This is a genomic window from Hydrogenophaga sp. OTU3427, assembly GCF_038440225.1.
Taxonomy (GTDB): domain Bacteria; phylum Pseudomonadota; class Gammaproteobacteria; order Burkholderiales; family Burkholderiaceae_C; genus Hydrogenophaga.
In genome coordinates, this window is record NZ_JASATI010000035.1 from 1 (window position 1) to 16,800 (window position 16,800).

Consider the following 16,800-nt stretch of genomic DNA (forward strand, 5'->3'; position numbering starts at 1 on the left):
GGGCGTGGGCGCGGTGCTGCCCGGCGACACGATCACCGGCCGCGTGTTCGGCGTGAACGAGATCACCCTGAGCATCGGCGCCGCCGAATAAGACAAGACGTTCAACCCACGGAGACAAACCCATGCAGATCCCCACCACCCGCCGCCACGTCCTGGGCGCCGCCACCGCCGCCGCGCTGGCCCTGAGCGCCTTCGGTGCCCATGCCCAGGCCCCGGCCAGCGACTTCCCCACCAAGCCCGTCACGCTCTACACCGCCTTCGCGGTTGGCAGCGGTCCCGACGCCGTGTTGCGCCTGGTCGCCAACAAGCTGTCGCTGCTGTGGAAACAGACCGTGACGGTGGACAACAAACCCGGTGGCGGCGGCTTCATCGCCATCGAGGCCGCGCGCCGCGGCACCACCGACGGCTATACCCTGCTGCAGCTCGACAGCGAGCACCTGGCCGCGCTGCCCCACCTGTACAAGGCGCGCAACTTCGACACCCTCAAGGCCTTCGACGCCACCGCGCCGCTGTTCCGCACGCCCTTCATGGTGGCGGTGTCGGCACAGTCGCCGTGGAAGAACATGACGGACCTGCTCAACGCCGCCAAGGCCAAGCCCGATGGCGTCAGCTACGGTTCCTGGGGCGTGGGCAGCCCGGGCCACCTGGGCGCCGAGTGGCTGGACATGTTGACCGGCACGCGCATGGTGCACGTGCCCTACAAGGAGGTGAGCCAGCTCTACACCTCGGTGGCCACCGGCGACGTGCCCTGGAGTTTTGCCAGCATCCCGTCCAGCCAGGGCGTCTACAAGGCCGGCAAGATCAAGTACCTGGCGGTGGCCGCGCCCAAGCGCATTCCCCAACTGCCCGACGTGCCCACCGTGGCCGAGGCCGGTGGCCCGGCCGCGCTGGACGTGAACTCCTTCGTGGTGCTGGTCACCCCCAAGGGCGTGCCGGCCCCGGTGCGCGCCAAGATCCACGCCGACGTGCTCAAGGTGCTGGGCGATGCCGAGGTGCGCGAGCGCTTCAACACCTTTGCCTTCGAACCCCTGGCCTGGTCGGTGGACGAGATCAACAAGCAGGCCGACACCAAATCGCGCCAGTACCTTCAGCTGATCCAAAAAGCGAACATCAGCCTGGACTGAAGCTCAGCGGCTTGTCCTCAAACTCCGTGTTGAGCACCACCGTGCTGGTGGTGCGCGCCACGCCGGGGATGGCCTTGATCTGGTAGATCACGTCTTCCAGCGCGCGGGCGTGGGTGGTGCGTATCTTGGCCAGGAAGTCGTACTCGCCCGCCACGCTGTGCAGCTCCAGCACCTCGGGCAGCAGGCGCAGGGCGGGCGCCACCTCGCGGCAGTGCACGCCGCCGTCGTTGCGTATGGCCACGAAGGCCGTGAAGTGCAGGCCCACCTTGGCCGGGTCCAGCCGCAGCGAGAAGCGCTCGATCACCCCACGCTCCAGCATCTTCTTCACCCGCTCGTGCACGGCGGCGGTGGACAGCCCCACCTCGGCCGCCACCTCGGCGTAAGAACGCCGGCTGTCCGTTCCCAGTGCCGTAAGAATTCTGGCGTCTGTCAGATCGAGCTGTAAATTTGCTTGCATTGGTGGCCTGCTTTGGTCAAAATCTGGCGCAACGCCAGATTTCCGTAAATTATCCGGTCAAACGTCCATCATGCCTACCGATTTCAAGCTCGCCGCCCAGGGTGGCCGCCTTCTGCCCTTGCTGGTGGCCCTGCTCACGGTCTACATCGTCTGGGGCACCACCTACTACGCGCTGGACGTGGCCATGGACTCCATGCCGCCGGTGCTGATGAACGGCACGCGTTTCCTCACCGCCGGGGTGGTGATGCTGGCCGTGGCGCGCTGGCAGGGCCAGGCCTGGCCCACCGCGGTCCAGTGGCGCAACGCGGCGCTGATCGGCGGGCTGATGGCCTTCGTGACCATGTCGCTGGTGGTGCTGGCGCAGAAGCTGGGCATTGGCTCCGGCCTGATGGCCACGGTGGTGACCACCATGCCCATGTGGCTGGCCTTGTGGTCGCGCCTGGGCGGCGAGCGTGTGCCTGTCACCAGTTGGCTGGGTCTGGCCCTGGGCGCGGCCGGTGCCGGCGTGCTGGCGCTGGAGGGCGATTTTTCCGCCACCTGGCTGGGCACGCTGTGTGCCTTTGGCGCGCCGCTGTGCTGGAGCATCGGCTCCTACGCCTCGCGCAAGCTGTCGCTGCCGGCGCCGGCCATGGCCTCGGGCGCGCAGTGGTTCATCGGTGGTGCCATGGGGGTGCTGGCCGCCTGGGCGCTGGAGCCCGGCGCGGCCACCTTCTCGCTGGGCCAGGTCAGCGCTGCCTCCTGGGCCGCCTGGGCCTACCTGGTGGTCATGGGCACCCTGGTCACGCTCAACGCCTACCTGTGGCTGCTGCAGAACAGCTCGCCCGCCGTGGCCGGCAGCTATTCCTTCGTCAACCCCGCCGTGGCCCTGTGGGTGGGCGTGGCCCTGGGGGGCGAGGTGCTGACTGGTTGGGTCTACCTGGCCATGCCCCTGGTGTTTGCCGCGCTGGCGCTGATTTTGTATGGCACGCCGCTGCTGGCCTGGGCCCGGCGCTGGTGGCCGCTGGGGGCTTCGCTGTCAGCACAAAAGCCCTCGTGCTGATGCCCCAAGGTGGCATCGCCTAGCATTTGGGGCATGAACATGCGCCTCATGCATGCGTGTCGCCGACTGGCCGCCGCCACGTTGTTGCTGTCGCTGGTGGCCTGCGCCAGCATGCCGCAGGTCAGCCTGCCGCTGCGCTTTGCCTGGTTTGAAGGCCGGCAGGTGGGCTACGTCAGCACCGACGCTTCGGACCCCGATGTGGCGCGTGAACTCGGTGTCAACCACGCACCGCGCCTGGCCGCCACCGTGCCCGCCGACCCCGCAGCACCGGGGCAGCGCCATGCGCTGGAGCGGGTGTACCACTTCAACGACGGCGCGCAGATCAACGTCTTTCCGTCCGTGCCCCAACCCGTGGGCCCCGACAGCACCGACCGCGCCTACAGCCCGCTGTGGCGCGTGGTGGAAGTGGCCTGGACGCCGGGCAGCACGCGCCGGCTGCTGACCTCCGAAGAAGCCGTGCTCGACGCCGTGGAGCGTGGCCAGCTGAGCCTGCGCGTCACCCGGGTGGTGGTGAACTGCGCGGTGGTGTCGGTCGACGGTGGGCGCGTGCTGCCGGGGGCCAGGCTCCAGCCCTGAGCACCTCAGTCGTCGTCACGGTCGCCACCACCGTGTGGGCGGCCCACCCAGCTGGTGCCGGGCTGGCCCGTCACCGGAGCGGGTGCCTGCTGCCACTCCCAGGCCCAGTAGCCCAGCACCACCGCCAGCAGCAGCCCCGCCAGCCAGGCGCGGTTGTGGGGCACCAGGTCGGGGCCGGTGCCGTCCACGCGGCCAGTGAGCATGGGCTGCGCCTGGTTCTTGCGGCGCAGCAGGCTCAGGCCCAGCAGCAAGGCCAGGTGGGCCAGCACGGTCCACAAAAAGAACTCGCCGACAAACTCGTGCGCCTCTTCCAGCCACTCGCCGCCCCATTCGTTGTAGGTGGCAACGCCGCTCAGCGTGAGCGGCAGCACCAGCATCAGCAGGGCCACCACGGCGCCGGCCATGGCCAGGTTCTGGCCCTGGCGCCAGTTGACGGTGCTCACCGCGACCGAGCCGCCGGCGGGCCGGAACGAACGCAGCCAGCCAGGCAGGCCGGCCACCTTGCGCCAGAGCATGGACAGCCGCGCGTGACGCGGCCCCAGAAGCCCATACAGCACCCGAAAGCCCAGCAGCCCGGCCAGGGTGTAGCCCAGCGTGACGTGTATCAGCCGCCAGCGTTCGCCGTCGGCCGTGGCGTAGGCGCCCACAAAACACAGGGCAAACAGCCAGTGGAAGAGACGGGTCGGGGCGTCGACGGCGCGGCGGCCGGGTGAATGCCTTGTATGCGCCTGCGCGGTGGTGGATGTGGGGGAAGGCAGGGTGGTGTTCATCGGTTCCTCCAGGGGGGTTCTGTGGGTTTCAGTCGCGCCACGCGGCTTGTTGGCGAGCGCCGAGGCCAGCCGGTACGCGCAGGCGGTCATCGCTGAAATCGCCTTGTTCGGCCCCGCCGTGGCAGGCCGCGCACTGGGCGGCGCTTTTCACGCTGGGCAGCTTCCACACGGCCGTTTCGATGTGCCGGTGTTTGCGCTCGAACCAGGCCGAGCGGGTGATGCGGTCCTGCGGCGGTGCCTCGGCCACCCGTTTGTAGGTGCCGGCGTGGGTCTGCAGCCAGCTGTTGAGCTGCAACACGGTGGCAGCGTCCAGGCTGGCGTCGCTGCCGTAGTGCTTGTCCAGCCCGGTCATGACGCGGCGCCACGAGGCGGCCGGCAGCAAGCCCGGCGGGTAGGCCACGTGGCAGGCGGCGCATTCCTGCGTGTAGGCCTTGGGCACCTGGGCCGGCATGGCGCGGCCACTGTCGGCAAGCACGTGGGTGTGGGCGGTGAGGGTGGCCAGCAGGGTGGTGGCGCACAGGAGGCGGTGTTGCATGGTGTGGGTTGGTCAGGGTTTGAGACGCAGCAGGTAGGCCAGCACGTTGGCCTTTTCGCCGGGGCTGCACTCGCGGCTGAGCACGTCCTTGCAGTTGCGGCGGAACCATTTGTCGACCTTGGCGCTGTCGGTGAAGGCCTCGCGGTTGAAGGCCGGCGCCAGCGGCGCGATCGGCTTGCCGGTGCTGGCGTGCTGGCCGGCGCGGGTGGGTGGGCTGTGGTGGCAGCTGCTGCACGACCACTCGGCGCCGTGGCGCTGGGTGAACAGCTGCTGGCCACGCTCGGCGTTGCCGGGCGCGCTGGCCTGGGCGCTCCAGCGCTCCAGTTGCTGGGGGGCGCTGGTGTCGGCGGCGCGCACGCCGCCGGTGGCGAGCAACAGGCCGGCCAGGACCGCGGCTTGCAGAGGGTGGAGGTGGTGTGTCATGGCCGCCATCCTGCGACCCAGCGTCTGTACCGCGTCTGAAGGCGCCGTTCATCTGCGGTTCATCGCTGCGCCGCGACAATCGGGGTCCATCCCACCGCTTCAGGGCCACCGTGCACCCGTTTGTTTCTGTGATCGCTGCCTGCGCCGTCGCCACAGGGCCCGCCCTGGCCAGCGACAGGCACGACCACGACCGTGCGCGCGCCGCCCTGCAGGCGGGCGAGATCCAACCGCTGGCCACCGTGCTGCAGCGTGTGGCGGCGGACCACCCCGGCCAGGTGCTGGAGGTGGAGCTGGAGCGCGACGGCGGCCGCTGGATCTACGAGATCAAGCTGCTGCAGGCGGGGGGTGGCCTGCTCAAGCTCGAGGTGGACGCCGCCAGCGGCCAGGTGCTCAAGGCGCGCGCGCGCCGCCAGGAGGGCCGTTGATGCGTGTCCTGCTGGTGGAAGACGAGGCCGCGCTGGCGCTGCCCCTGCAGAAGGTGCTGACCGAGGCCGGCTACGCGGTGGACTGGGTGGACAACGGCCGCGACGCCTGGGCGCTGGGCGGGTCACAGCCTTTTGACGCCGTGGTGCTCGACCTCGGCCTGCCGGTGATGGACGGTCTGAGCGTGCTCAAGCGCTGGCGCAGCGAAGGCATGAGCGCGCCGGTGCTCATACTCACCGCCCGCGACCAGTGGCACGACAAGGTGACCGGCATCGACGCCGGCGCCGACGACTACCTGACCAAGCCCTTCCACACCGAAGAACTGCTGGCCCGCGTGCGGGCGCTGATCCGCCGCGCCCAGGGCCTGGCCTCGCCCACCCTGGTGTGTGGGCCGCTGGCGCTGGACACGCGCAGCGGCCGCGTCACGCTGGACGGCCACCCGGTGGCCCTCACCAGCCACGAATACAAGGTGCTGGCCTACCTGATGCACCGCCCCGGCGCGGTGGTCTCGCGCGCCGAGCTCACCGAACACATCTACGCCCAGGACTTCGACCGCGACTCCAACACCATCGAGGTGTTTGTGGGCCGCCTGCGCAAGAAGCTGCCGGCCGAGCTGATCGAGACCGTGCGTGGCCTGGGCTACCGGCTGGTGGCGCCGCCCGGCCCATGAAGCGGCTGCCGCTTTCTTCGCTGCGCTGGCGGCTGCTGGCCGCCACTGTGGCGGGCGCGGCGCTGGCCCTGCTGCCGGCCGGCCTGGCGCTCACGGCCCTGTTCCGGGCCGAGATCGACCGGCAGTTCGACGACGCCCTGCGCCAGCAGCTCGACCAGCTCACCGCCCTGGTCGAGTTCGACGCCCAGGGGCAACTGCGGCTGGACGACAGCGGCCTGACCGACCCGCGCTGGCGCCGCCCTTATTCGGGCCTGTACTGGCAGGTCGACGCTCCCACGGCGCCTGCGGTGCTGCGCTCGCGTTCGCTGTGGGACGCCACGCTGGACAACGCGAGCGACGCCCTGCCCGATGGCAGCCTCCACCGCCACGACGTCACCGGCCCACAGGGCGCCACGCTGCGGGTGCTGGAGCGCAGCGTGTTCCCGGCCGGGCAGCCCCAGCAGCTGTGGCGCCTGCTGGTGGCGGCCGACCGCAGCGCATCGGCCCAGGCTGTCACGCGCTTTGGCCGGGTGCTGGCCCTGTCGCTGGGTGTCCTGTGGTGTCTGCTGGTGGCCGCCGCCTGGGCGCAGGTGCGTGTGGGGTTGGCGCCCTTGCGTGCCCTGCAGGCCGCTGTGCGCGCCGTGCGCGAAGGCGGGGCCACACGCATCGAGGCCGACGCGCCGACCGAGCTGCGGCCCCTGGTGCAGGGCTTCAACGAGGTGCTGGCGCACAACGAGGCCATGGTCGAGCGCGCCCGCCAGCAGGCCGGCAACCTGGCCCATGCCGTCAAGACGCCGCTGGCCGTGATGGCACAGGCGGCCGAAGGCGAGGCCTCCCCGCTGGGCCAGGTGGTGCGCGAGCAGACCGAGGCCGCCCGCCGCCAGGTCGACTGGCACCTGGCGCGCGCCCGGGCCGCGGCCCACAAGGCCTTTGCCAACGAGCGGGCGGCGCTGGCGCCGGTGGTGGACGGGCTGCTGCGGGTGATGGAGCGGGTGCATGCCGACCGTGGCCTGCACCTGCGCGCCGAGCCCGGCGACCCCACCGCTGCCTGTGGTTGCCCCGCCCAAGACGTGCAGGAGATGCTGGGTAACGTGCTGGACAACGCCTGCAAATGGGCCCGCAGTGAGGTGGTGGTTTCCGTGCTGCCGCGGTCTGGGGCCTGGTGCCTGCAGGTCGACGACGATGGCCCGGGCATCGCGCCAGGGCAGCGGCAGGCCGTGCTGGCGCGTGGCGTCAGGCTGGACGAGTCGGTGCCCGGCTCGGGCCTGGGACTGCACATCGCGCGCGATCTGGCCCTGGCCCACGGTGGCGACCTGGCGCTCGACCAGTCTCCTCTGGGTGGCCTGCGGGCGCAGCTGGTGCTGCCGGCTTCGAGGAGCTTGGGTACGATGTGAAGCGCGGCGCGGGTTGCGGCGCGGAGCGGGCCATGCCACTGTTCTCGAATTTCAACCTCTCGCGCTACTTCTCCACCGTGAGCCTGGTGCTCATCGTGCTGGCCGGTGGCCTGCTGGTGTACTTCTACGAACGCTACTCGGTGGCCCAGCTGCTGCGGCTGGCCGAAGACCGCAACACCGCCATGACCCAGGTGTTTCGCAACACCCTGTGGCCGGGTTATGGCGACTACCTCAAGACGGTGGACCTGCGCGACGTGCCCCGCCTGCGCGACGCCGACACCTACGGCCGCCTGCACGCCGAGGTGACCCGGCTGATGCGCGACACCGAGGTGGTCAAGGCCAAGGTCTACAACCGCGACGGCCTGACCGTGTACTCCAGCGAGGCGGCCCAGGTTGGCGAGGACAAGCGCGGCAACGCCGGTTTCCGCTCGGCCCTGGATGGCCGCGCCGCCTCTGAACTCACCCACCGCGACGCGTTCAGTGCCTTTGAAGGCAGCCGCGTCGACCTCGACCTGATCTCCAGCTACGTGCCCATCCGGGGTGCGGACGGTCAGATCGAAGGGGTCTTCGAGCTTTACCAGGACGTGTCGCCGTTTCTCGCCCAGCTGCGCCGCACCATCTGGTGGATCGCGCTGGGCGTGTTGTCGGTGCTGGGCCTGCTGTATTGGGCCCAGTACCTGGTGGTGCGCCACGCCCACCGCATCCTGCGCCAGCAGGAAGCCCAGCTGCAGGCCAGCAACAACGCGCTCGAATCGCGAGTGTTGCAGCGCACCGCCGAGCTGGAGTCCAGCAACCGCGCGCTGGAGGTGGAGGTGGCGGAGCGGCGCGCCACCGAACAGCGGCTGGACCACCTCGCGCACCACGACCCCCTGACCGGCCTGCCCAACCGGCTCATGTTCAACGCCCAGCTGGAGCGCTCGCTCAAGAGCGCCGACCGCGCGGGGCAGCAGGTGGCGGTGATCTTCATCGATCTGGACCAGTTCAAAGACGTCAACGACTCGCTGGGCCATGCGGTGGGCGACGAGCTGCTGCGGGCGGTGGCGCAGCGCCTGGGCGAGGTGCTGCGCGCCAATGACCACCTGGCGCGCCTGGGCGGCGACGAGTTCATCTGCATGGTCGAAGGCGTGCAGGGCAGCAGCGGCGCGGCGCACGTGGCGCAGAAGATCCACGACCACCTGCGGGCCCCGTTCCACCTGGACGACCATACCCACCATGTCTCGGCCAGTATCGGCATCAGCGTGTTCCCCGAAGACGGCCGCGCGGTGGGCGCGCTGGTGCGCAACGCCGACACCGCCATGTACCGCGCCAAGGCCCAGGGCCGCAACGGCAGCCACTTCTATTCGCCCGAGATGACGGTTTATGCGCGCGAACGCCTGCGCCTGGAAGGCCTGTTGCGCCACGCGCTGGAGCGCGGCGAGATGGCCCTGCATTTCCAGCCGCAGTTTCACAGCGTGGACGGTGTGCTGTTGGGAGCCGAGGCCCTGCTGCGCTGGAACAGCCCCGAACTCGGCGCCGTGCCGCCCGCGCGTTTTGTGCCGGTGGCCGAAGACACCGGCCTCATCGTCGCGCTGGGCGACTGGGTGTTGCGCGAGGCCTGCCGGCAGCTGGCCGACTGGGACCTCGCGGGTTTTGTGCTGCCGCGCCTGGCGGTCAACGTCTCGGCCAAGCAGGTCGAGCGTGGCGACCTGGTGCTGCGGGTGGCCGAGGTGCTGCAGACCCATGGGCTGGCGGCCGGTCGGCTGGAACTGGAGATCACCGAGTCGGTCATCATGGAGGTGGACAACGCGATGGACGTGCTGGAGCGCCTGCGCCAGACCGGCGTGCGCCTGTCGGTGGACGACTTCGGCACGGGCTATTCCTCGCTGTCCTACCTCAAGCGCCTGCCCTTGCACAAGCTCAAGATCGACCGCAGTTTTGTGGTGGGCATCGGGCAGACGCCCGGTGACGAGGCCATCATCCGCACTGTGGTGGCGCTGGCGCACAGCCTGCAGCTGGACCTGATCGCCGAAGGCGTCGAGACGCCGCAGCAGGCCAGCTTCCTGGCCAGCGTGGGCTGCCCGGGCGTGCAGGGTTTCCTCTACGGGCACCCGGTCGATGCCGCCGACTTCGTGCGGGCCCACGCGGGCGCGCCGCGCCAGCCATCTGTCTAGGACCTGACGGCGCCGGCCGCGCAGCCGCTATGCTCCCGCGGTGGATTCACCACAGGGAGCAAAAAACATGGACTTGTTGAAATCGGTGCTGGGCGGCCTGGCCGCAGCGGCACAAGGCGGTGCCGCACCCCACGCGAACGCCGCATCGGGTGGCCTGGAGGCGCTGGCGCCCGTGCTCATGGAGCTGCTGGCCGGCAAAGGCGGCGGCGCCGGTGGCGCCGGTGGCCTGGGCGGGCTGGTCGAGCAGCTCACCCGCGGCGGGCTGGGCGACGCCGTGCAGTCGTGGATCGCCCGCGGGCAGAACCTGCCGGTGTCCGGTTCGCAGCTGGAGTCGGCCCTGGGCAGCGACGTGCTGGGGCAGCTCGGCGGCCAGCTGGGCATGAACAGCGGCCAGCTCGGCGAGGTGCTGGCGCAGGCCCTGCCGGGCCTGATCGACCGCATGACCCCCGACGGCCAGTTGCCCGCTTCCAGCCCCGGCGCCGGCCCCGATCTGGGCGCGCTGCTGGGCCAGCTGATGCGCTGATCCATGGTCCCCGGCCGGTGTGCCGGGGCCTGGGTGGTCCGATCGGGCCAAGGGTCGTGTGGGCGTTCGGGGTATGCTTTTCGGGTTCGTACCCCCTCAAGCGGCCTCAGGCCGACCCAACATGACCCCCTCCCCTGTTCGCAAAGCCGTGTTTCCCGTTGCTGGCATGGGCACCCGTTTCCTGCCCGCCACCAAGGCCATGCCCAAGGAAATGCTGCCGGTGGTGGACAAACCCCTGATCCAGTACGCGGTCGAAGAGGCCTACGCCGCCGGCATCCGCGAGATGATTTTTGTCACCGGCCGCCACAAGCGCGCCATCGACGACCACTTCGACATGGCCTACGAGCTCGAGCGCGAGCTGGAGGACGCCGGCAAGGACGCGCTGCTGGAGCAGGTGCGTTCGGTCAAGCCCGACGACATGGTCTGCATCGCCATCCGCCAGCCCAAGGCCCTGGGCTTGGGCCACGCCGTCTTGTGTGCCGAGCCGCTGGTGGCCGGCGAGCCTTTTGCCGTGCTGCTGGCCGACGACCTGATGGTGGGCACACCGGCCGACGGCGCGGTGCTGAGCCAGATGGTGCGCCAGTTCGGCCAGCTGGGCCGCTCCATCCTGGCGGTGCAGGAGGTGCCGGCCGATCACACCCGCCGCTACGGCATCGTGGCCGGCGACATGTTGAACGAGCGCCTGATGGACGTGCGAGAAATCGTCGAGAAGCCGGCCCCCGAGGTCGCGCCTTCGCGTTGGGGCGTGGCCGGGCGCTACGTGCTCACGCCCGAGGTGTTCCAGCAGATCCGCGAGCAGCCGCGCGGCGTGGGCGGCGAGATCCAGCTCACCGACGGCATCGCCGGCCTGATGCGCAGCCAGAAGGTCTACGCCTTCCGCTACGAAGGCAAACGCTACGACTGTGGCAGCAAGGAAGGTTTCCTGGAGGCCACGGTGGAGCTGGCGATGCTGCGGCCTGAGCTGGCACCCGGCCTGCGGGCCACCATGCAGGCCTTGCTGGCACGCTGATCAGCGCCCCACGCCGGCCGCCCAGCCCACCAGGGCCTGCAGGGCCGGGCGCGCGGCGCCGGCGTTGGGGTGGTTGACGATGGCCACCAACACCAGGCGCTGCCCGCGCGGGCCGTGCACATAGCCGGCCAGGGCACTCACGTCGTTGAGGCTGCCGGTCTTGAGGTGGGCCAGGCCGACCGCGTTCTGGCTGCGGCGCAAGGTGCCGTCGTGGCCGCTCAGCGGCAGCGAGGCCATCAGCTCGGGCATCTGGCCGGTGGCGTAGGCCACCCGCAGCAGCTGCGCCAGCGCCTGGGCTGTGGCGCGGGCGTTGCGGCTCAGGCCGGCGCCGTTGTCCAGCTCGGGCAGGGGCACGTCGGGGCCCATGCGTTCGCGCCACCACGGGGCCACACGCTGGCGCGCCGCCTCGAAGGTGGCCGGGCCGTTGCCGGTGTTCAGGGCCAGGCTCAGCAGCAGGTGCTGGGCCATGACGTTGTTGCTGAACTTGTTGACGTCGCGCACCACCTCGCCCAGAGTCACGGAAGGCATCACCAACCGGGGGCTGAGGCCGGCCGGCACGGCGCCGTCGCGCACCTGGCCGTCGAGCTGTCCGCCCACCGCCTGCCACATGCCCAGCACGGCGCGTTCGGCAAAACGCTCGGGCGCGGCGTAGGCCACGGGCCAGGTGCGTTCGGCGCAGCTGGCGGGGTAGGCGCCGTTCAGGCGGATGCGCAGCGGGTCGGCAAAGTCGGCCTTGAGGCCGCCGCGCCAGTCGCCGCAGGCCGTGCCGGCGGGCGCCAGCGGCACGCTGGTGGGCAGGCCCACGCCCCCCAGCGGCGGCTCCACCACCACCTGCGCGACGCCGTTGGCGGGGTCGGGCGTGAAGGTCATCAGCAGCGACTTGAAGTTGATCAGCAGCGCGTCCGGGGCCGCGTTGTAGGGCCGCAGCAGCTCGCCGTCGAAGGCGCCGGGGTCGGTGGGCGGCAGCTGGAAGGCGCGGCGGTCGAGCACGATGTCGCCCGCGATGCGACGTATGCCCAATCCCTGCACGCGCCGCATCAGCAGCCACAGGCGTTCGGTCACCAGCTTGGGGTCGCCCGCGCCATGCAGGTAGAGGTTGCCCTGCAGCACGCCGCCCGTGACCGGGCCGTCGGTGTAGACCGGCGTGTTCCAGGTGTGGGCCGAGCCCAGCAGGTCCAGCGCCGCGTAAGTGGTCACCAGCTTCATGACCGAGGCCGGGTTGACCGGCACATCGGCGCGGTGGCTGAGGTGCGTCTTGCCGGGGTCGGTCGCGTCCACCACCAGCGCCGACAAGGCCGAGACCGGCACCCGGGCCTGGGCCAGGGCCGCCGTCACTGCGGCGGGCAGGGCGTCGGCGGGTGGTGGGGTGGGCTGCGCGGTGTTCTGTGCCACAGCCGGCAGCACACAAGCCGCCAGCAGCGCCCACACGCCCAGGCGCCAAAGGTGAAGGGATGACGGTGTCATGGGGCCGATTATCCGAGCCGCACCCGGATAATCCCGGCCATGACGTTTTCCTTTCGCCGGCCCAGTCCGCGTGTGCTGGGCGTGGGCTCGGCGCTGGTCACGGTCCTGATGTGGACCGCCTTCATCGTGGTGGCGCGCGCCAGCGCCCACCGCACGCTCACCCCGTTCGACATCGCCTTCATGCGTTTTGTGGGCGCGGGTGTGGTGCTGCTGCCCGTGGGCTGGTGGATGGTGCGGCGCGCGGCCGACCGCGGCCAGACCTGGCTGGGGCTGTCGCCCTTGTCCGCCCGCCTCACGGTGACGGTGGGGCTGCTGGCCGGTGTGGGCTATTCGTGCCTGGCCTACAGTGGCTTTTATTTCGCGCCGGCCACCCACGCCTCGGTGCTCATGCCCGGCACCCTGCCGCTGTTCACCACGCTGGTGGCAGCCTGGGTGCTGCGCGACCGCATCACCCCGGCGCGGGCCGCCGGTCTGGCCCTGATCCTGGGCGGCGACCTGCTGGTGGGCGGGGCCAGCCTGCTGCAGGCGTTTGCGGGCGGCACGGTCTGGATGGGCGACCTGATGTTCATGTCGGCCGCCTTCTGCTGGGCCATCTACACCGTGATCGCGCGCCGCCACGGCCTGGCGGCGGTGCCGGCCACGGTGGCGGTGTCGGTGTTCGCCCTGCTGAGTTTTGTGCCGCTGTATGTGGCGCTGGCGGCCAGTGGCGTGGTCACCAGCCACCTGCTGCAGGCGCCCTGGCAGGAGCTGCTGTTCCAGGCGGCCTTCCAGGGCGGTGGGTCGGTGGTGATTTCGGGCATCACTTTCACCCAGATGGTGCGTTATTTCGGGCCGGTGCGCTCCACCATGCTCACGGCCATGGTGCCCGGCCTCTCGGCCATGGGTGCCGTGCTGCTGCTGGGGGAGCCGTTGCACTGGAACCTTGTGGTGGGTTTGGCGCTGGTCACCGGGGGTATCCTGTTTGGCGTGCGGGCAGCGGCCCAACGCGCCTGAAGCACAATCGGCCATGGTCCGCGTTACCCGATTCCTTGCCTTTGACACCAGCACCGACAGCCTCTCGGTGGCGGTGGGCGCGGGTGGCCCCGACGCCGCCCCCCTGGCTGCACACACCGGTGTCGGCGGCGCCCAGGCCTCGGCCACGCTGATCCCGCTGATCCAGGATCTGCTGGCCCAGGCGGGCTGGCGGCTGGACGAGCTCGACGCCATCGTTTTCGGGCGCGGGCCCGGCGCCTTCACCGGTGTGCGCACCGCCTGTGCGGTGGCCCAGGGCCTGGCCTTTGCCGCCCGCCCGCAAGGCCTGCCGGTGCTGCCGCTGGACACCCTGTGGGCCGTGGCCGAAGACGCCCGTGCCACGCTGGCCGCCGCCGGATCGCCCGCCCCCCACACCATCGCTGCCGTGCTCGACGCCCGCATGGACGAGGTCTATGTGGCCCGGTACACCTTGACCGGCGACGCCCTGAGGCCCCTGGAGCCGCCTCGCCTGTGCCGGCCCGAAGACCTGCTCCAGGTGGTGCCGGCGGTGCCCGGCACGGTGCTGGCCGGCAACGCGGTGGCGGTGTACGGCAATCGCTTCGGGCCTGCCCTGTTGGCCTTGCCGCAGGTGCCCGCTCTGCCCACGGCCACCGCCTTGTTGCGCCTGGCGCCGCAGGCCATGGCCCAGGGCCTGGCCGTGAGCGCGCCAGAGGCCCAGCCCCTGTACGTGCGCGACAAGGTGGCCCAGACCACGGCCGAGCGCGAGGCCATCAAACAGGCCCAGGCGGCCACGGGGCCTGCATGACGCGCCGCGTGGCCTGGGAGCCCCTGGGGACCGGGGTCTTGCCCACCGTGGTGGAGGTGGAAAAAACCGCCTACAGCCACCCCTGGACCGTGGGCCATTTCAGCGACACCCTCAACGCCGGCCACCACACCCAGGTGCTGGTGGGCGAGCCCTTGCCCGGCGATGTGGGCCTGCCCACCTTGAGCGACGGCCGCGTGCTGATCGGCTACCTGGTGGCCATGCAGATCCTGGACGAGGTGCACCTGCTCAACCTCACCGTCACACCCGCCCTGCAGCGCCAGGGCTGGGGCCGCGTCTTGCTCGATGGCCTGGCCCTGTGGGCGCGGGGCCAGCAGGCCCAGTGGCTGTGGCTGGAGGTGCGCGCCAGCAACACCGCCGCACTGTCGGTTTACCGCCAGCGCGGTTTTGCCGAAGTGGGCCGCCGCCGCGACTACTACCCGCTGGACAACAGCCGGCGCGAGGACGCCATCGTGATGAGCCTCAACCTCAAGGTGGCCGCATGAGCGACACGACAACGCCCTTGACCCAGGGCCTGCAGCTCGACGAGCGCCAGCGCGCCATGCTGGCGGAAATGGGCGTGCGCCTGTGGTGGCCCGAGCCCGAGGTGCCCGCCGAGGTGAAGGCCGACGCGCCCGCCCGCCCTGCGGTGGCAGCGCCCGCGCGCGCGGCTGCACCCGCACCTGCCACTGCGCCGCTGCCCCGAGCTGCGCCGTCCGAGCGCCCGGCGCCACCGGCCCCCCGCACCGTGCCTGTCGTTCCCCTGGGCGATGGCGCCCTGACCGACCTCGACTGGCCGGCCCTGCAGGACCACATGAAGGCCTGCACCGCCTGCCCGCTGAGCCAGGGCCGCTGCAACGTCGTCCCCGGCGTGGGCGACGCCCAGCGGCCCGACTGGCTGGTGGTGGGCGAAGCCCCGGGCGAGCAGGAAGACCGCCAGGGCGAGCCCTTCGTGGGGGCCGCCGGGCAGCTGCTGGACAAGATGCTGCTGGCCATGGGTCTGGCGCGCGGCGAGCGGGTCTACATCACCAACGTCATCAAGTGCCGCCCGCCCCACAACCGCAACCCCGAGCCGGCCGAGGTGGCGCAGTGCGCGCCCTTCCTGCAGCGCCAGATCGAGCTGCTGCAGCCCCGCATCGTGCTGGCGGTCGGGCGCTTCGCCGCGCAGAGCGTGCTGGCCCTGGCCGGCGTGGACGAGGCCACCCGCGGCCAGCCGCTGGGCAAGCTGCGCGGCCAGGTGTTCCGGCTGCCGACCGCGCAGGGCAGCGTGCCGGTGGTGGTGAGCTACCACCCGGCCTACCTGCTGCGCAGCCCGGCCGAAAAAGGCAAGGCCTGGGCCGACCTGTGCCTGGCCATGGCGCAGCTGGACCGGCCGGCCTGAGCGGCGGCGCTGCCCCGACTCGCCTGGCCCACGGCCTGTGGCCGTTCAGGCCTCGCCCAGCGACACCCCGATCTCGCGCGCCGTCACCAGCAGCGGGTCATCCGCCGCGATGGTGCGCTGCTGGTCGGCGACCCGGGCCATCGGCACGGTGCACAGCGCGCCGCCCTGCAGCGTGACCATCTCGCCAAAACGCCCGGCGGCCACCAGCTGCGCGGCGTGGTGGCCAAAGCGGGTGGCCAGCACGCGGTCGAAGGGCGTGGGCTGGCCGCCGCGCTGCACATGGCCCAGCACGGTGGCGCGCACCTCGCTTTTGAGGTGGGGCTGCAACTGCTCGCGCAGCACATGGGCGACGCCGCCCAGGCGGATCGGGTCGTGGCTGCCTGGCACCGTGTTTTGCACCGTGAGGTCGGCGCCGCGCGCCTTGGCGCCTTCACCCACGCAGATCACGGTGTAGTGCTGCTTGGCTTCGCGTGTGCGGCAGACGCGGACCACGGCCTCGATGCTGTAGTCGATCTCGGGCAGCAGGATGATGTCGGCCGCGGCGGCCAGGCCCGCTTCCAGCGCGATCCAGCCCGCATGCCGCCCCATGGTCTCGACGATCATCACCCGGCTGTGGCTCATGGCCGTGGTCTCGATGCGCATCAGCCCCTCGGTGGCGGTGGCCACGGCGGTGTCAAAACCGAAGCTGCGCTCGCAGCCCACGATGTCGTTGTCGATGGTCTTGGGCACGCCGACGCTGCGCAGGCCGTGGGCGGCCAGGCCGTGGGCGATGGACATGGTGCCGTCGCCGCCGATCACCACCAGGCCGTCGAGCGCCAGCGCGCGCGCGTTGGCCAGGGTGCGCTCGGTGTCCGCCGGGCTGCGCAGCGGGTTGGACTTGTTGCTGGTGCCCAGGATGGTGCCGCCCCGGTGGGCGATGCCACTGACGCTGCGCCAGTCCAGCACGCGGGTGCGCGGGCTGGCGTCCATGAGGCCAAAAAAACCATCCTCGATGCCGATGACCTCGGCGCCACATTGGCGGATCAGCGACTTGGTGACGGCGCGGATCACCGCGTTGAGACCGGGGCAGTCGCCGCCGCCGGTGAGGATGCCTATGCGCATGTTGTGTC

19 protein-coding genes are annotated in these 16,800 nt (G+C 71.0%); 13 read left to right on the top strand and 6 right to left on the bottom strand.

The annotated features are described in order from the left end of the window. The first annotated feature begins 122 nt into the window (after window positions 1-122). Entirely contained in the window at window positions 123-1,124 is a 1,002-nt protein-coding gene (locus AAHB17_RS17835) for a Bug family tripartite tricarboxylate transporter substrate binding protein (protein ID WP_342132040.1), read from the top strand. Here AAHB17_RS17835 and AAHB17_RS17840 read toward each other — a convergent pair. Then, a complete protein-coding gene (locus AAHB17_RS17840) occupies window positions 1,111-1,581 on the bottom strand; it encodes an Lrp/AsnC family transcriptional regulator (protein WP_342132041.1) in 471 nt (156 codons plus the stop codon). The genes AAHB17_RS17835 and AAHB17_RS17840 overlap by 14 nt on opposite strands. A 70-nt stretch (window positions 1,582-1,651) precedes the next feature. Here AAHB17_RS17840 and AAHB17_RS17845 point away from each other — a divergent pair, with 70 nt between their 5' ends. Beyond that, window positions 1,652-2,620: an EamA family transporter gene (locus tag AAHB17_RS17845; protein WP_342132042.1), complete on the top strand. Its 969-nt coding sequence runs from the start codon at window positions 1,652-1,654 to the stop codon at window positions 2,618-2,620. 33 nt (window positions 2,621-2,653) lie between these two features. Further along, window positions 2,654-3,196, top strand: coding sequence for a DUF7482 domain-containing protein (locus AAHB17_RS17850; protein WP_342132043.1), 543 nt, complete (start codon window positions 2,654-2,656; stop codon window positions 3,194-3,196). 5 nt (window positions 3,197-3,201) lie between these two features. Here AAHB17_RS17850 and AAHB17_RS17855 read toward each other — a convergent pair whose 3' ends face one another. Genes AAHB17_RS17855 through AAHB17_RS17865 form a run of 3 tightly spaced genes read right to left on the bottom strand, consistent with a single transcriptional unit; the run spans window position 3,202 to window position 4,924 of the window. Beyond that, complete coding sequence (locus AAHB17_RS17855) at window positions 3,202-3,966, bottom strand: cytochrome b/b6 domain-containing protein (RefSeq protein WP_342132045.1); 765 nt, start codon at window positions 3,964-3,966, stop codon at window positions 3,202-3,204. Window positions 3,967-3,994: 28 nt separating this feature from the next. Then, window positions 3,995-4,501, bottom strand: a complete 507-nt coding sequence (locus tag AAHB17_RS17860; RefSeq protein ID WP_342132047.1) for a diheme cytochrome c — start codon at window positions 4,499-4,501, stop codon at window positions 3,995-3,997. A gap of 12 nt (window positions 4,502-4,513) precedes the next feature. Next, window positions 4,514-4,924: a DUF1924 domain-containing protein gene (locus AAHB17_RS17865; RefSeq protein WP_342132048.1), complete on the bottom strand. Its 411-nt coding sequence runs from the start codon at window positions 4,922-4,924 to the stop codon at window positions 4,514-4,516. A gap of 128 nt (window positions 4,925-5,052) precedes the next feature. Here AAHB17_RS17865 and AAHB17_RS17870 point away from each other — a divergent pair, with 128 nt between their 5' ends. The 6 genes from AAHB17_RS17870 (at window position 5,053) to galU (ending at window position 11,072) form a co-directional block, all read left to right on the top strand. Next, window positions 5,053-5,349, top strand: a complete 297-nt coding sequence (locus AAHB17_RS17870; protein WP_342132049.1) for a PepSY domain-containing protein — start codon at window positions 5,053-5,055, stop codon at window positions 5,347-5,349. Further along, window positions 5,349-6,017, top strand: coding sequence for a response regulator transcription factor (locus AAHB17_RS17875; protein WP_342132050.1), 669 nt, complete (start codon window positions 5,349-5,351; stop codon window positions 6,015-6,017). Before AAHB17_RS17870 ends, AAHB17_RS17875 begins: the two co-directional genes overlap by 1 nt. Beyond that, on the top strand, window positions 6,014-7,390 hold the full coding sequence (locus AAHB17_RS17880; RefSeq protein ID WP_342132051.1) for a sensor histidine kinase: 1,377 nt from the start codon (window positions 6,014-6,016) through the stop codon (window positions 7,388-7,390). Before AAHB17_RS17875 ends, AAHB17_RS17880 begins: the two co-directional genes overlap by 4 nt. 32 nt (window positions 7,391-7,422) lie before the next feature. Next, on the top strand, window positions 7,423-9,540 hold the full coding sequence (locus AAHB17_RS17885) for a putative bifunctional diguanylate cyclase/phosphodiesterase (RefSeq protein WP_342132052.1): 2,118 nt from the start codon (window positions 7,423-7,425) through the stop codon (window positions 9,538-9,540). A gap of 67 nt (window positions 9,541-9,607) precedes the next feature. Next, a complete protein-coding gene (locus AAHB17_RS17890) occupies window positions 9,608-10,063 on the top strand; it encodes a YidB family protein (RefSeq protein ID WP_342132053.1) in 456 nt (151 codons plus the stop codon). A 121-nt stretch (window positions 10,064-10,184) separates the two neighbouring features. Continuing rightward, a complete protein-coding gene (gene galU, locus AAHB17_RS17895; RefSeq protein ID WP_342132054.1) occupies window positions 10,185-11,072 on the top strand; it encodes a UTP--glucose-1-phosphate uridylyltransferase GalU in 888 nt (295 codons plus the stop codon). Here the strand turns inward: galU and dacB are convergent, their stop codons facing one another. Beyond that, complete coding sequence (dacB, locus tag AAHB17_RS17900) at window positions 11,073-12,536, bottom strand: D-alanyl-D-alanine carboxypeptidase/D-alanyl-D-alanine endopeptidase (protein WP_342132055.1); 1,464 nt, start codon at window positions 12,534-12,536, stop codon at window positions 11,073-11,075. A 39-nt stretch (window positions 12,537-12,575) separates the two neighbouring features. Between dacB and AAHB17_RS17905 the strand changes: the two genes are divergently transcribed. Genes AAHB17_RS17905 through AAHB17_RS17920 form a run of 4 tightly spaced genes read left to right on the top strand, consistent with a single transcriptional unit; the run spans window position 12,576 to window position 15,691 of the window. Further along, on the top strand, window positions 12,576-13,529 hold the full coding sequence (locus AAHB17_RS17905; RefSeq protein WP_342132056.1) for a DMT family transporter: 954 nt from the start codon (window positions 12,576-12,578) through the stop codon (window positions 13,527-13,529). 13 nt (window positions 13,530-13,542) lie between these two features. Further along, window positions 13,543-14,313, top strand: a complete 771-nt coding sequence (gene tsaB, locus AAHB17_RS17910; protein ID WP_342132057.1) for a tRNA (adenosine(37)-N6)-threonylcarbamoyltransferase complex dimerization subunit type 1 TsaB — start codon at window positions 13,543-13,545, stop codon at window positions 14,311-14,313. Beyond that, window positions 14,310-14,816: a ribosomal protein S18-alanine N-acetyltransferase gene (gene rimI, locus AAHB17_RS17915; RefSeq protein WP_342132059.1), complete on the top strand. Its 507-nt coding sequence runs from the start codon at window positions 14,310-14,312 to the stop codon at window positions 14,814-14,816. Before tsaB ends, rimI begins: the two co-directional genes overlap by 4 nt. Beyond that, window positions 14,813-15,691 carry a uracil-DNA glycosylase gene (locus AAHB17_RS17920; protein ID WP_342132060.1) on the top strand — a complete coding sequence of 293 codons (879 nt, stop codon included), beginning with the start codon at window positions 14,813-14,815 and terminating at the stop codon, window positions 15,689-15,691. The genes rimI and AAHB17_RS17920 overlap by 4 nt, the downstream gene beginning before the upstream one ends. Window positions 15,692-15,736: 45 nt before the next feature. Here AAHB17_RS17920 and AAHB17_RS17925 read toward each other — a convergent pair whose 3' ends face one another. Beyond that, the gene (locus tag AAHB17_RS17925) at window positions 15,737-16,792 is read right to left on the bottom strand and encodes a 6-phosphofructokinase (protein ID WP_342132062.1); all 1,056 of its coding nucleotides are present in this window, start codon (window positions 16,790-16,792) and stop codon (window positions 15,737-15,739) included. Window positions 16,793-16,800: the final 8 nt, after the last annotated feature.

Coding starts and splice junctions, on each gene's coding strand:
- AAHB17_RS17835 (WP_342132040.1), top strand. CDS start 123: ATGCAGATCCCCACCACCCGCCGCCACGTCCTGGGCGCCGCCACCGCC.
- AAHB17_RS17840 (WP_342132041.1), bottom strand. CDS start 1,581: ATGCAAGCAAATTTACAGCTCGATCTGACAGACGCCAGAATTCTTACG.
- AAHB17_RS17845 (WP_342132042.1), top strand. CDS start 1,652: ATGCCTACCGATTTCAAGCTCGCCGCCCAGGGTGGCCGCCTTCTGCCC.
- AAHB17_RS17850 (WP_342132043.1), top strand. CDS start 2,654: ATGAACATGCGCCTCATGCATGCGTGTCGCCGACTGGCCGCCGCCACG.
- AAHB17_RS17855 (WP_342132045.1), bottom strand. CDS start 3,966: ATGAACACCACCCTGCCTTCCCCCACATCCACCACCGCGCAGGCGCAT.
- AAHB17_RS17860 (WP_342132047.1), bottom strand. CDS start 4,501: ATGCAACACCGCCTCCTGTGCGCCACCACCCTGCTGGCCACCCTCACC.
- AAHB17_RS17865 (WP_342132048.1), bottom strand. CDS start 4,924: ATGACACACCACCTCCACCCTCTGCAAGCCGCGGTCCTGGCCGGCCTG.
- AAHB17_RS17875 (WP_342132050.1), top strand. CDS start 5,349: ATGCGTGTCCTGCTGGTGGAAGACGAGGCCGCGCTGGCGCTGCCCCTG.
- AAHB17_RS17880 (WP_342132051.1), top strand. CDS start 6,014: ATGAAGCGGCTGCCGCTTTCTTCGCTGCGCTGGCGGCTGCTGGCCGCC.
- AAHB17_RS17885 (WP_342132052.1), top strand. CDS start 7,423: ATGCCACTGTTCTCGAATTTCAACCTCTCGCGCTACTTCTCCACCGTG.
- AAHB17_RS17890 (WP_342132053.1), top strand. CDS start 9,608: ATGGACTTGTTGAAATCGGTGCTGGGCGGCCTGGCCGCAGCGGCACAA.
- galU (WP_342132054.1), top strand. CDS start 10,185: ATGACCCCCTCCCCTGTTCGCAAAGCCGTGTTTCCCGTTGCTGGCATG.
- dacB (WP_342132055.1), bottom strand. CDS start 12,536: ATGACACCGTCATCCCTTCACCTTTGGCGCCTGGGCGTGTGGGCGCTG.
- AAHB17_RS17905 (WP_342132056.1), top strand. CDS start 12,576: ATGACGTTTTCCTTTCGCCGGCCCAGTCCGCGTGTGCTGGGCGTGGGC.
- tsaB (WP_342132057.1), top strand. CDS start 13,543: ATGGTCCGCGTTACCCGATTCCTTGCCTTTGACACCAGCACCGACAGC.
- rimI (WP_342132059.1), top strand. CDS start 14,310: ATGACGCGCCGCGTGGCCTGGGAGCCCCTGGGGACCGGGGTCTTGCCC.
- AAHB17_RS17920 (WP_342132060.1), top strand. CDS start 14,813: ATGAGCGACACGACAACGCCCTTGACCCAGGGCCTGCAGCTCGACGAG.
- AAHB17_RS17925 (WP_342132062.1), bottom strand. CDS start 16,792: ATGCGCATAGGCATCCTCACCGGCGGCGGCGACTGCCCCGGTCTCAAC.